Consider the following 13764-nt stretch of genomic DNA (forward strand, 5'->3'; position numbering starts at 1 on the left):
GGCATGTGGGCCGATCGTCTGGGCCAATGGCCGGGGGCGACTGTGGATTTCCCGGCATGGTCAGCTATCGATCCACCCGATGCTGAAAAAACTGCAGGAACAGCTCTCGCTCGGTTGTGATGTCGAGCTTCTCATAGATGCGCCGGCGATGGTTTTTGACGGTGCCGACCGTGATGCCGAGACGCTCGGCGATGTTGGCGGTCGGATGGCCGGCGAGGATCAACTGGACGAGTTCCCGCTCGCGCAGCGACAGTTCCGGCCACAGGCTCATCGGGATGGTGGGTTCCTGCTGCGGCGAGGCGCCGGGGCCGGTCGGCGCCGACGTGCGGAAGAACTCGCGCCCGCGTGCCTTGATGTCCAGCGCGTGCAGCGCCTCGAACACCGGCAGCCGTTCGTCCAGAAGGGCGATCTCGCTGTCCTTGAACGAAGCGGTCGAGCGGTCGAGGAAGATGCCCAGGCACCAATCGCCGCCATCGGCCAGCATGATGCCGACCTCGTCGCAGATTTCCGACTGCGCCAGGAAGCCGGCTATGTACTGGCCGCGCTTGGCTTCTTCGTCCGCCAGTCCCTTGAGTGGCAGGATGCCAAGACGGCGTTCGCGTCGCCACGAGGCGTAGAACGGGTCGAAGACATAGTAATTGTCGAGATAGCGCCGGACCATCTCGTCCGAGAAACGCCGGTGCTTGACGAATTCCGGCGTCTTGGTAGCCGAGTAGCGGGTGACCGTCACCAGATCATGCGCAATGTCGGCGCCGATCAGGTCGATCAGGCAGTCGACATGCCGGTCGGTGCCGGTGGCCGCGATCGCTTTGGCGAGCGGCGCCCATATATTGCCCATGCGCATGCCCTTTTCTCGGCGAACCGCGCCTGCCCGTCATTGTGCCTTTAGGCATATGGCGCCATCCGACCCCGAGAATCTAGCCTGCGGTCATTCTCGAAGAGGGAAAGCGACCCGTGGACCAGATCACTACAAACCCCATTGTCATCGGCATCGACGCCGGCGGCACCATGACCGACACGATCCTTGTCGATCAGGACGGCCACTTCAAGATCGGCAAGTCGGCGACGACGCCGAAGAACGAGGCCGAGGGCTTCCTCGCCTCGGCGGAGGACGCGGCCGATGCCTGGGGCATCTCGCTGGAGCAGCTGTTTTCCGGCGTCAACGTGGTGCTCTATTCCGGCACCGGCATGCTCAATACGCTGTTGTCGCGAACCGGCCGCCGGCTTGGCCTGATCACCACCAAGGGCCTGGAAGACATGATCCTGATGGGCCGCGGCCTGCAGGCCTGGGCCGACTATTCCTATGCCGACCGCCTGCATGCGGTGACCCATCAGCATCCCGATCCGCTGGTGCCGCGTCGCCGCACCCATGGCGTCACCGAGCGCATCGACCAGTTTGGTGACATCATCCTGCCGCTCTACGAGCATGAGGTCGCGACCGCCGTCAGGAAGCTGATCGCCGACAAGGTCGAGGGCATCTGCATCATGACGATCTTCTCGCACGTTAATCCGGTGCACGAGAAACGCATCGCTGAGATCTGCCGCGAGGAGATCGCCAAGGCCAGCGCCGACATCCTCGTCTACACCAGTCACGAGGTCCGTCCGGTCATCCGTGAGCAGTCGCGGCTGAACTCGGTGCTGATCGAGGCCTATGCCACCTCGCGGGGCCGCAAGCAGCTCAAGGGCATCGAGGACGTTGCCAAGAAATACGGCTTCAAATATGGCGTGCAGACGCTGCTGTCCTTCGGTGGCCTGACCTCGATCAACCATCCGCGCCTGCATGAAACCATGATCTCCGGCCCGATCGGCGGCATTCTGGGCGCGGCCTATGTCGGCAAGCTGATCGGCAACGACTCGCTGATCTGCTCGGATATGGGCGGCACCTCCTTCGACATGGGCGTCATCACCCGTGGCCAGACGCGGATCGAGAACGAGCCGCTGATGGACCGCTTCAAGCTCAACGTGCCGACGCTGCATCTCGACACGATCGGCGCCGGCGCCGGCATGATCCTCAAGGTCGACCCGCTGACCAAGAAGGTCTCGCTCGGGCCGGAAAGTGCGGGCTCCGATCCCGGTCCGATCTGCTTTGCCAAGGGCGGCACCGAGCCGACCATCGCCGATTGCGACGCCATCCTCGGCCGCCTCAACCCGCACTATTTTCTCGGCGGCAAGGTCGTGCTGCAGGTCGAGAAGGCGAGGGCAGCCTTCGAGGAAAAATGCTCGCGCCTGCTCGGCGTCGGTGTCGAGGAAGCCGCCGAAGGCATGATCGACATGCTGGAGGCCGACGCCAACAACGCGTTGCGCCGCGTCATCTCCGGCCAGGGCATCCACCCCTCGGAATTCACGCTGCTCTCTTATGGCGGCTCGGGCCCGTTGCATCTGGCCGGCTGCTCCAGGGGCATCGGCTTCAAGGACATCATCACCTTCCAGTTCGCGGCCGCCTTCTCGGCCTTCGGCTGCACCACAGCCGATTTCATGCGCCGCCATTCCGTGTCGACGCAGCACGACATTGGCGCACGCGCCAGTGATGACGAACTGCTCGCCTTCGGCAAGAAGGTCACCAATGTCTGGGACGATCTGACCAAGGCGGCTGTCGACGAAATGATCGAGGACGGCCATGCGCGCGAAAAGATCAAGACCGTGCCGTTCCTGATGATGCGCTACACCGGCCAGCTCGAGGACGTCGAGGTGATGGCGCCGCTGTCGGCTATTCAATCACCCGACGACATGCGCAAGGTTATCGACGAGTTCGAGGCGGTCTATGCCAAGGTCAACCACCGCGTCTCGCGCTATGGCGAAGCCGGCTTCTCGATCACCGAGCTCGGCCTCATCGCCACCGCCGACAAGGTCAAGCCGGTGCTCTTGAAGCGCCCGCTCGGCAAGTCGGATCCGGCGTCCGCCCACAAGGGCGTGCGCGAGGCCTATATTGGCGGGCGCTGGCACAAGGCCAATCTCTACGAGATGGATCTGCTGCAGCCCGGCCATGAGGTCATCGGCCCGGCCATCATCGAACACCCGGCGACAACGCTCGTCGTTCACCCGCAAGACCGTGTCCATGTCGATGAATGGACGCTGCTGCACTACACCCACGCTTGAGAAGGGCTGTTACCATGCTGGACAAACCCGCCTCCGCGCTCCGTATCCGCGAACGGCTGATCGAATCCGAACGGCTCATGGAAGAGACCGGCTGCTATGACGGCATCACCGAACTCCATCTGCGTAACCAGGACCCGCTGAAGTTCGAAACGCTGCACACCAAGCTGCGCGCCTATTGCGTCTCGGCCCGCGAAATGGCCCGCCGCATCTCGGCTTCGCCTGGCGTGCGCGAGGTCGGCGAAATGGTCGTCGCCATCTACACGCCGGAAGGCGATGCGATCGCGCTCTCCAACGGCATCATGGTGCATGTCCACACGATGAGCCGCTTCATCAAATGGATGATCCGCAACGGCTACGAGGAAAACCCCTGCATCCGCGACGGCGACATCTTCGCCAACAACGACGCTTTCATCGGCACCGTCCAGGTGCCTGACGTCATGGACGTGGTGCCGATCTTCCATTCCGGCAAGCTGGTCGGCTGGGCGGGCGCGGTCTGCCACGAACTCGAGGCCGGCGGCATCACGCCGGGCGGAGACGTGGCGCTGGCGCAGGAGCGCTTCACCGAAGGTCTGTTCGTCTGCGCCGAAAAGGTCGGCGAGAATGACGAGATCCGGCGCGACTATGTCATCCGCTGCGAGCGCAATCTCAGAATGCCGATCTACTGGGTGCTCGACGAGAAGGCCAAGGTTGCCTCCTGCATCGACATGCGTGAAAGCGTCAAGGCGCTGATCGACGAGATCGGCCTCGACTACTGGATGCAGGTGTCGAAGGAGTTCATCGAGGAGGGCCGCCGCGCCCAGCTCGCCCGTACCCGCCAGCTCACCGTGCCCGGCATCTATCGCGGCCACACCTTCTATGGCCATGTCACCAAGGGCAAGCCGGGCTACCAGCCGCTCGGCGATCCCGACTGGCTCTACAACATGCCGATCGAAATGGAGATCACCACCGACGGCAAGATCATCATGGACTTCGAGGGCACGCAGCCCTGGGGCTACCATTCGATGAACTGCACGCCGGCCGGCATGGATGGCGGGATGTTCGTCACGCTGACGCAGCACATGAACTTCGAAGGGCTGGTCAATGACGGCGCCTGGATGGCGACCGAGCTGAAACTGCCGCACGGAACCTGGACCAACCCGGACAATGAGATGGTGGCAACCGCCACCTCATGGGCTCTGCTTTTGCCCGCCTATGGCGTCTTCCAGCGGCTGTTGTCGCGCTCCTTCATCGGCCGTGGCTTTGTCGAGGAAGCCTTCGTCGGTCAGGTCAACAGCCCGATGATCGAGATGGGCGGCACCAGCCAGTACGGCAAGCTGTTCGGCATGGCGCATTTCGAATGCGCGGCCGCCGGCTCCGGCGCGCTCGCCATCAAGGACGGGCTCGATACCGCCTATGTCGGCTGGAACCCCGAATCCGACATGGGCAATATCGAGATCTGGGAACAGAACATGCCGATGCTCTATATCGGTCGCTCGATCGTTTCCAATTCCGGCGGCGCCGGCAAATATCGCGGCGGCTGCGCCTTCATCTCGACCTGGCTGGTCTCGAAGACCGACCATCTCAGACTGGTCACCTCGGAGCATTCGTCCCGTGTGTTCGACAATGGCGGCATGTGTGGCGGCTATCCGGCGCCGACCTGTCAGAAGCATCGCGCGGTGCGCAACTCCAACATTTTCGAACTCGCCGAAAAGCGGGCGCCGCTGGCGCATCACACCGGCACCAACCCGCATCGCTCGGAACTCGAACTGCGGCTGCAGGGCGAGCATGTGACGATGGAGGGGCCATACATCACCGCCCCGCACAAGACCGGCGACGTCTTCACCCATTCCTACAATGGCGGCGGCGGCTATGGCGACGTGCTGGAGCGAGATCCGCTCAAGACGGCCATGGATGTCGAAAACGGCTATCTCACCAAGGAAGCGGCCGAAGGTATCTTCGGCATCATGCTGGATGAGGATGCGGACGGCTATCCCGTCGCCAACCTCGAGGCCACCAAGCGTCACCGCGCCGAAATGCGTGCCAGGCGCCTCGCTCAAGCAAAGCCCGTCTCGGAGTGGATCGCCACCGAACGCAGCCGTGTCGAAAAGGCCGATTTCGCGCCCGAAGTGAAGAAAATGTATGCCAGCGCGATAAAACTGTCGTCGCGCTTCACCAGGGAATTCAGCGATTTCTGGAACGTCGACGCCAAATCGATCTTCATGCCGGGAGCAAAGCCATGACCTCATACAGCAAGGAAGTCATCGCCGATCTGGTCGCGGGCACGCTGCCCTGGCCGCAGACGCGCCGCGTCATGAGCGCCTACAAGGACGACGACCGCTTCTTCAAATATGTCGCCGTGCTGCAGGATCGTGTCAGCTGGAAGGATCCGATCCTACTGCCGGTCTCGGATCATCTGTTCATCTGCCAGAGCGGCGACGAGCGGGTGACACGCTGCGAGTGCGGCCATTCCTTCGGCGACTATCGCAAGAACTGGAAGCTGAAGGCCGCGATCATCGTGCGCAACACCGAGGAATCGCTGCGCGAAATCTATCCCAACAGCGATATCCCCGATCCGCAATGGATGGAAATCCGCGAATTCATCTGCCCGGAGTGCGGCACCATGCACGAGGTGGAAGCGGCAGCGCCTGGCTATCCCATCGTGCATGATTTCCAGCCGGATCTCGAAGGCTTCTACCGCGAATGGCTGGGCAAACCGCTGTAGGGAACAGGATGTTGTGAACCGCGTTGCAGGCAAGGTAGCACTCGTCACCGGGGCCGGCATGGGCCTCGGGCGGGCGGCTGCGTTGTTGCTTGCGGCCGAGGGGGCCAAGCTCGTGGTCACCGATATCGATGAGGCCGCTGTCCGGGAGACGGCCGAGCTGATCGGCAAGGATGGCGGCGAAAGCCTCTCACTTCGTCACGACGTTTCGAACCTTGACGACTGGCCGTCGGTGATGGCGGCGGTCACGCAAAGATTCGGCCGGCTCGACGTGCTGGTCAACAATGCCGGCATTGCCATCGCCAGGAACATCGAGGACACCTCGCTTGAAGAGTGGCGGCGCACCATGGCCGTCAATCTCGACGGCGTCTTCTTCGGCTGCCAGGAAGGCATAAAGCTGATGAAGAAATCCGGCGGCGGATCGATCATCAACCTGTCGTCCATCGACGGCATCATCGGCGAGGCCGAGCTAGCCGCCTATTGCGCCTCCAAGGGTGGCGTGCGCACGCTGACCAAGGCGGTCGCGGTGCACTGCGCAGAGAAGCGCTACGGCATACGCTGCAACTCCATCCATCCCGGCTACATCTGGACGCCGCAGACGGAGAACTATCTGCGCGATCTCGGCAAGCTGGAGCAGGAGAAGGCCAAGGCGCTTTCCCGCCATCCCATAGGCTTCCTCGGTGAGCCCAACGACATCGCCTACATGGTGCTCTACCTCGCCTCGGATGAATCGAAATTCGTCACCGGCTCGGAAATGGTCGTCGATGGAGGCTACCTTGCCGTGTGATTTTCAAATCCTCTCGGGCCGAGCGGCTCGCATCGAACTGTCTGGAGAGCATAGCTGATGACAAACCTTTCCGGCCGCAGCGCGATCGTCACCGGCGGCTTTTCCGGCATGGGCTTCGCGATTGCTACGGCGCTTGCGCAGGCGGGCGCCAATGTCGCCGCCGGCTCCTACATCGCGCCCGCCGGTGCCGACAGATCCGATGCCGCCTACTATCCCGGCGCCGATGAGATCGAGCGCGTGCGTTCGGCCCTGTCGGCCCACGGCACCAGGGTTCATGCCGCCCATCTCGATGTCCGCGACAGCGAAGTCACCAACCTATTCGCCGCCGAGGCTGAAGCCGCCATCGGACCGGCCGACATCCTGGTAAATGCCGCTGGCACCACTGCCGAACAACCGGTCTGCGGCCATTCCGATGCGCTGTGGGACAAGATCGTCGACACCAACCTGACCGGCGCCTTCCGCGCCACGCGCGCCGTGCTGCCAGGCATGATCGCGCGCGGCTGGGGCCGCATCGTCAACATCGGCTCGACCGCCGCTTCCGTCGGCTGGAAGGACAATCCGGCCTACTGCGCCTCCAAGGCGGGGCTGCTGGGGCTCACCCGCTGCGTCGCGCTTGAAGGCGCAGCACATGGCGTCACCTGCGTTATGATCAGCCCGACCTGGGTCGAGACCGAACTGATGCGCCGCAACGTGGCGCAGGTCGTCGAGCGCGAGGGCAAGGGCCGCAGCGCCGAGGCGGTCATGGACGAATTCAGGAAGGCCAATCCCCAGGGGCGCATGATGCAGCCCGAGGAGATCGCCGCCCTTGCCGTGTTCCTCTGCTCGGATCTCGCCAAGGGGATCACCATGGAAAACATCCAGGTAACGGGCGGAGCCTTATGGTAGGACCTGAAGCAATTCCAGGAAAAGTGCCTGGCGGTTTTCCGTCCGGAATTGCTGATAGACAGGTGCCGGCACGGAGCATTCCCAACCGCTCGCTGCCGGCGAGGGGACGGGCAGCAACGTCACGCCGCTTGCAACTGAAGCTTTTTCAGTTTCGACACCATGCCCGGACCAAGCATCTTTTCCGAATATTCGATGAGCAGCGCTCTCGCCTCCAGATGCGAGATATCGCCATGGCCGCGCCGCAGCCAGAAACCGTCAAGCATGGCGGCAAAGCCGCGCACGAAGTGGTCGATCTCGCTCTTCGACCACAGCGGCGACAGCGCCGAGCCGATGTTCGAGCGCAGGCGCTTGTAGAAAAGATCCTGCAGCCGGGCGTAGCGGGGGTTATGAGCGGCTTCGGCGTAGAAGGAAACCCAGGCGTTGGCAGTGTTGCGCTCGAACTTCTCCTCCGGGAAATTGCCCTCGACGATCGCCGTCAGGCGATCCCACCTTGTTTCCGCCTGGCGCAGATTGATCACGACGGCATCCATCAGGACGCGGTTGGCGTACCGCACCATCTCGAACAGCACCTGATCCTTGTCCTTGAAATAATAGGTCAGGATGCCTTGCGACATGCCGGCTTCGTGGCAGATGCGGGTGGTCGTCAGGCCTTTCAGCCCATCGCGCAGGAAGATGCGATGCGCCGCCTCGATCAGCTCGACCCGCCTGATATCCTCGATACGGGTCCGTTGTTTCTTTGCCTTTGTCGTCATGGGTTTCGTATATCCGACGAAATTTTTGTACGCTCTAACAAATTTTTCTATTGTCATATAATTTTCGCCGACCTAGGCTGCAAAGGCAAGCATTGGTCAGGCAGGCTATCGATGACGTCGCACACTCAAACGATGCGGGCCGCGGTTCTTGGCGGGTACGGTGAGCCGCTCGAGGTTACCAGCGTGCCTCGCCCTGTCGCCGGTCCCGGCCAGATCCTGGTGCGGTTGCAGGCCTGCGGCGTCTGCCACACCGATGTGCATATCTGGCGCGGCGACAGCGTCCCGCCGCATGCGCCGTCTCCTTTCGTTATGGGCCATGAGGGCATAGGCCGCGTCGAGGCGATCGGCGAGGGCGTGAGCGGCTGGGCGCTGGGTGACCGGGCAGGCGTGCCCTGGATCCACGACACCTGCCGCCATTGCGACGAATGCCTGGATGGCCACGAGTCGTTCTGCCAGCACCATCGCGCGCATGGCTTGAACGTTCCCGGCGCCTTTGCCGAATATGTCGTCTGCGACGCCAGCTTCGCGGTCGCATTGCCCGAGACCGTCGACCCGATGACGACCGCTCCGGTGATGTGCGCCGGCATCACCGCCTATGGCGCAGTGAAGCGGGCCGGGTTGAAGGCAGGCGAGAGCGCCATCGTCTTCGGCTGCGGCGGGCTTGGCCTCTATGCAGTGCAGATCGCCAGCCGGCTCGGCGTCAAGGTGCTCGCGGTCGACCGCGATCCGGCGAAGCTGGACATCGCTCGCCGCTATGGCGCGGCGGAAGCCGAGATCGCCGACAGCGGCCTGCCGTCGAGGCTCACGGCGCGGAACGAAAAATATCACGCCTGCATCAACTTCGCGCCGACCACCGCGACCTGGGACGCCATGGTCGCCGGCATCCGCCCACGCGGCAGGATCATTGCCGCCGCCATGGTGTTCCAGCCGGTGCCGCTCATCCAGGAATGGCTGACGGCCACCGGCGTCGTCATCACCGGCACCAGCGTCGGCACAAGGCAGGAGATGCGCGAACTGGTCGCCATGCACGCCAAACAGCCGCTCGAAACCACGGTCGAGACCATCAGCCTGGACCAGGTCTCGGACGCGCTCGCCACGCTTGAAAGCGGCCAGTCGAAAGGCCGGTTCGTCATAGACTTCACGGGGTAGTGGGCGGGAATGCCGCCGCCAGGGGAGTGGCGCGCGGGAAGGGGCTAGCGGCAGCCTCACCAGCAAGGATGAAATTCAGGTCGAGCCATAACATCCAAGAACAGGGGAATGATCATGCCGAATTCAAGGAACAGACTGAGGAATGCCGGATTTGGCCTGGCGCTGGTGCTTGCCGGCACGACGCCGGGCTTGAGCGCCGATCTCGGCGCCAAGGACGAGCCGATCAAGCTCGCCATGCTGGAATGGACCGGCGCGCATGTCTCCACCCATATCGCCGGGCAGTTGCTGGAAAAGCTCGGCTACAAGGTCGAATACGTCACCGCCGGCAACTTCCCGCAATTCTCCGGCCTTGCCGACGGCACGCTGAGCGCCTCGGTGGAAGTCTGGATGAACAATGTCGGCGACATCTATCCCAAGACGCTTGCCGCCAAGCAGATCGAGGACATCGGCAAGCTCGACCTCAAGACGCAGGAAGGCTGGATCTATCCGAAGTTCATGGAGAAAATCTGCCCCGGTCTTCCCGACTGGACCGCACTCAACAAGCCGGAATGCATCCAGGCGCTGTCGACGCCGGAGACCGCGCCCAACGGCCGCTTCCTCGACTACCCCGCCGATTGGGGCTCGCGCGCGGCGACCATTCTGGCCGACAACACCATGCAATACACCGCTGTGCCGGCCGGCTCGGAAGGCGCGCTGGTCGCCGAACTGGAAGCCTCCGAAGCCGCCAAGTCGCCCTTGGTCATGATGTTCTGGGGTCCGCACTATGCGCTCGCCGAAAACGACGTCGGCTGGATCACCATGCCGCCCTGCAAGGTCCAGAGCAACGACCATTGCATCACGCCGCCCGATGTCGACAAGATTGTCTGGTCCGGCTTCGGCGCCAAATGGCCAGCCGCCTACGCCTTACTCAAGACGTTCAAGATGGACGCCACCGAACAGCAGAAGCTGATGCTGGCCGTCGACAAGCAGGGCAAGGACCTCGACGCCGTCGTCAAGGAATGGGTCGACAAGAACGAGACCGTCTGGAAGCCATGGGTCGACGCGGCCAAGTGACAAACGGGCAAGTGACAAGCGTCCATGTCTCCCCGCTCCTGCGGTGGCCGATGTGCCGGCCTGGCTTCGCGTTTTGCGGAGCCGGGTTCGGTTGGTGTGAGGGCCTGAAGCGATGAATGTTACCACGCCCTCGATCAAGCTCGCCTGCCGCAATGTGTGGAAGGTCTATGGGCGGCGTCCCGCCTATTATTTCGATTCCCGCGGCTATGTCATCGAGCCGGACGCACTAGCCGAGCGGCTACGCGTCGAAGCGCATCTGCCGGCAGTGGTCGATGCCACCTTCGAAGTCGCGACCGGCGAAATCTTCGTCATTATGGGGCTCTCCGGTTCCGGCAAGTCGACGCTGGTGCGCTGCCTGTCGCGGCTGGTCGAGCCGAGCGCCGGCGAAATCCTGCTCGACGGCCAGGATCTGCTGAAGGCGAGCGGCAAGGAACTCATCGAACTGCGCCGCCACGCCATGGGCATGGTGTTCCAGAATTTCGGCCTGCTGCCGCATCTCACCATCCTGGGCAATGTCGCCTTCCCGCTGAAGATCCAGGGCAAGCCGGTGAAGGAGCGCGAAGCCCGTGCCCGCGAGATGATCGCGCTGGTCGGGCTGGAAGGCCGCGAGGCGTCCTTCCCGCACCAGCTTTCCGGCGGCCAGCAGCAGCGCGTCGGCATCGCCCGCTCGCTCGCCGTCGGCCCGGAATTGTGGTTCCTCGACGAGCCGTTCTCGGCGCTCGATCCGCTGATCCGCCGGCAGATGCAGGACGAATTCCTGCGGCTGCAAAGGATGCTCAAGAAGACCATCGTCTTCATCACCCACGACATGGCCGAGGCCTTCCGCCTGGCCGACCGGCTCGCCATCATGCGGGCCGGCAAGATCGTCCAGATCGGCCGCCCGGCCGATATCGTGCTCAACCCGGCCGACGACTATGTCGCGCAGTTCACCGAGGACATGCCGCTGCTGCGTGTCATCACGGCCGGTGATCTCGCGGCGCCGCTGGAAGGGGCAGCCGCACCCGATGAGACGATCGCCGCCGACACCAGCCTGGAAGAACTCATCCCGCGCCTCGCGTCCGGCGTTCGCGCCTTCAGCGTCGCGGGCGAGGGCGCCGCGCCGCCGGCTCTGCTGGCCGCCGCTTCCGTGCTTGCCGTGCTGGAGCGGGAACAGAAAAGGCGCTCGCGCTCGTGACCGCGCCGGCCGCATCGTTTCGATCCTCGCCGAGGGTTGCGGTCGAGCCGGCGCTTCTGCCCTGGTGCGTGTTCGTCGTGCTGACTGCGTTGTGCCTTGTCCTGAAAACCGACTTCCCCTGGCTGGTGATGTTCCCGAAGGACTGGACCTTACCGCTCGCGCCGGCCATCAACGCGGCCACCGACGCCGTGGTGACCGTCGTCCAGCCGGCATTTCGCGCTTTGTCCGCCGTGCTCGACGCGCCGATGCGCGGCGCGCGTCTCGTGCTAGTCTGGCTGCCATGGCCGGCAGTGATGCTGGCGGTGGCGGCGCTGGCGCTGAAATCGAGCGGCATCCGGCTGACGGCCTTCGCCGTGCTTGCGCTCGCCTACATCCTGCTTGCCGGCTATTGGCCGCAAAGCATGAGCACGCTGTCGCTGGTGCTGCTCGCCGTGCCGATCTCCACCGGGCTCGGCTTCGCGCTTGGCGTGCTTGGCCATGGCAGTGCGCGCCTGCGCCCGGCGCTGCTCGGCGCGCTGGACCTGATGCAGACAGTGCCGGCCTTCGCCTATCTGATCCCGCTATTGCTGCTGTTCGGTTTCGGCCCGGTGGTCGGGCTGATTGCCAGCGCCATCTATGCGACGCCGCCAATGGTGCGCAACACCATGCTCGGCCTCGATCGCGTACCTTCCGACATCGGCGAGGCCGGCCTGATGAGCGGCTGTACGCGACGCCAGCAGTTCTGGCAGGTCGAGGTGCCGACAGCGCTGCCGCAAATCCTCGTCGGCTTCAACCAGACGACGATGGCCGCACTCTCGATGGTCATCGTCGCCGCCATCATTGGCGGTTTCGAGGATATCGGCTGGGAGGTGCTGTCTTCGATGCGCAAGGCCGAGTTCGGCCAGAGTATCCTGTCGGGTCTGGTGATCGCCCTGCTCGCCATCCTCATCGACCGGCTGACCATCGGCTTCGCCAAGCAGCGCCCGGCCGGACCGAGGGCGGCCATGGCCTGGATGACAGGCCGCCGACTTGCCATGGCCTTGCTGGCTGCAGCCGCGCTGGCGATAGCCATCCGCTTGGCATGGCCGGATGAGACATGGCTGCCGGCGAGCGGGCTGCGCATGCAGGTCGGCGGCATCAATCAATGGCTGCTCGGCCTTGTCCGCGACTATGCCTGGTTCTTCGACGGCCTGCGCAACGGCGTGCTCTATTGCCTGCTGCTGCCGCTCAGGATCGGCATATCCGGCGCCGCGGTTCCTGCCATCTGGGGTTTTTCGTTCTCGTCGACCGCGAATGCGGCTTACTTCGTCGCCGTTCTGCTTGCCACCGCATTGCTGCTGCATCGCGTCAGTTGGCGGCCGGCGATGGCCGTTCTAGTCGCCGGCACCTTGCTCTACACCGGTTTTCTCGGCTTTCCCTGGCCGGTGTTCATCCTCGGCATTGCCTTGCTCGCCTTCCAGGTCGCCGGCCTGCGGCTGGCACTTTTTGCCGCGGCGGGGTTCCTGCTGATCCTCGTCAACGGTCTGTGGGGCGCGCTGATCCAGTCGCTCTATCTCTGCACGCTGGCGGTGCTGCTTTGTCTGGTGATCGGAGGCGCGCTCGGCGTTTGGGCCGCTTACAGTGAACGCGCCTCGCGCGTCCTCAGGTCGGTCTGCGATGCACTGCAGACCATGCCGCAATTCGTCTTCCTGATCCCGGCGCTGATGTTCTTCAAGGTCGGCGAGTTCACCGCGCTGATCGCCATCATGCTCTACGCCATCGTGCCGCCGATCCGCTATGTCGAGCACGGCTTACGGCATGTGCGTGCCGATATTGTCGAGGCGGTCGAACAGATGGGTGCGACCCCTGCGCAGACGCTGTTGCAGGCCAAGCTGCCGCTGGCACTGCCGGTGGTGATGCTCGGTCTCAACCAGACCATCATGGCGGCATTGTCCATGCTGGCCATCGCCGCTTTGGTCGGCACACGCGATCTCGGACAGGCGGTCTATGTCGCCTTGGGCAAGGCCGATGCAGGCATGGGTCTGATCGCTGGCCTGTCGATCGCCTTTCTGGCGATCCTCGCCGACCGCCTGATCCAGGCGGCCGTGGCGGGGCGGGCCATCGGTTGATCTCTCCCCGTTCGCGTTCCTGTAAGACAAGGTGACCGGATTTGCCATTGAGCATGCTGTGCGATAGGTTATATTGCACTGCA

At 63.7% G+C, this 13764-nt stretch carries 11 protein-coding genes; 9 read left to right on the forward strand and 2 right to left on the reverse strand.

The window, feature by feature from the left end:
* Positions 1–64 precede the first annotated feature (64 nt).
* The gene (locus AC04SF_RS16165; protein ID WP_488478654.1) at positions 65–844 is read right to left on the reverse strand and encodes a helix-turn-helix transcriptional regulator; all 780 of its coding nucleotides are present in this window, start codon (positions 842–844) and stop codon (positions 65–67) included.
* A 110-nt stretch (positions 845–954) separates the two neighbouring features.
* On the opposite strand from AC04SF_RS16165, the gene AC04SF_RS16170 reads away from it, so the two are divergent.
* The 5 genes from AC04SF_RS16170 to AC04SF_RS16190 are packed head-to-tail and all read left to right on the forward strand — an operon-like array spanning position 955 to position 7466.
* Complete coding sequence (locus AC04SF_RS16170; protein ID WP_488478655.1) at positions 955–3096, forward strand: hydantoinase/oxoprolinase family protein; 2142 nt, start codon at positions 955–957, stop codon at positions 3094–3096.
* A 14-nt stretch (positions 3097–3110) separates the two neighbouring features.
* On the forward strand, positions 3111–5315 hold the full coding sequence (locus AC04SF_RS16175) for a hydantoinase B/oxoprolinase family protein (protein WP_488478656.1): 2205 nt from the start codon (positions 3111–3113) through the stop codon (positions 5313–5315).
* Positions 5312–5797 carry an acetone carboxylase subunit gamma gene (locus AC04SF_RS16180; protein WP_488478657.1) on the forward strand — a complete coding sequence of 162 codons (486 nt, stop codon included), beginning with the start codon at positions 5312–5314 and terminating at the stop codon, positions 5795–5797. Before AC04SF_RS16175 ends, AC04SF_RS16180 begins: the two co-directional genes overlap by 4 nt.
* A 13-nt stretch (positions 5798–5810) precedes the next feature.
* Positions 5811–6581: a glucose 1-dehydrogenase gene (locus tag AC04SF_RS16185; RefSeq protein WP_488478658.1), complete on the forward strand. Its 771-nt coding sequence runs from the start codon at positions 5811–5813 to the stop codon at positions 6579–6581.
* Positions 6582–6638: 57 nt separating this feature from the next.
* Positions 6639–7466, forward strand: coding sequence for an SDR family NAD(P)-dependent oxidoreductase (locus AC04SF_RS16190; RefSeq protein ID WP_488478659.1), 828 nt, complete (start codon positions 6639–6641; stop codon positions 7464–7466).
* A gap of 119 nt (positions 7467–7585) precedes the next feature.
* Here AC04SF_RS16190 and betI read toward each other — a convergent pair whose 3' ends face one another.
* Positions 7586–8218: a transcriptional regulator BetI gene (gene betI, locus AC04SF_RS16195; RefSeq protein ID WP_488478660.1), complete on the reverse strand. Its 633-nt coding sequence runs from the start codon at positions 8216–8218 to the stop codon at positions 7586–7588.
* Between the two features lie 111 nt (positions 8219–8329).
* Here betI and AC04SF_RS16200 point away from each other — a divergent pair, with 111 nt between their 5' ends.
* From AC04SF_RS16200 to AC04SF_RS16215, 4 genes are all read left to right on the forward strand, one after another.
* Entirely contained in the window at positions 8330–9367 is a 1038-nt protein-coding gene (locus AC04SF_RS16200) for an alcohol dehydrogenase catalytic domain-containing protein (RefSeq protein ID WP_488478661.1), read from the forward strand.
* 114 nt (positions 9368–9481) lie between these two features.
* Positions 9482–10420, forward strand: coding sequence for an ABC transporter substrate-binding protein (locus tag AC04SF_RS16205; protein WP_488478662.1), 939 nt, complete (start codon positions 9482–9484; stop codon positions 10418–10420).
* Positions 10421–10532: 112 nt separating this feature from the next.
* Positions 10533–11594, forward strand: coding sequence for a quaternary amine ABC transporter ATP-binding protein (locus AC04SF_RS16210; RefSeq protein WP_488478663.1), 1062 nt, complete (start codon positions 10533–10535; stop codon positions 11592–11594).
* Complete coding sequence (locus AC04SF_RS16215; RefSeq protein WP_488478664.1) at positions 11591–13681, forward strand: ABC transporter permease; 2091 nt, start codon at positions 11591–11593, stop codon at positions 13679–13681. Before AC04SF_RS16210 ends, AC04SF_RS16215 begins: the two co-directional genes overlap by 4 nt.
* The last annotated feature ends 83 nt before the right edge of the window (positions 13682–13764 follow it).

The organism is Mesorhizobium sp. CNPSo 4671 (assembly GCF_057784245.1).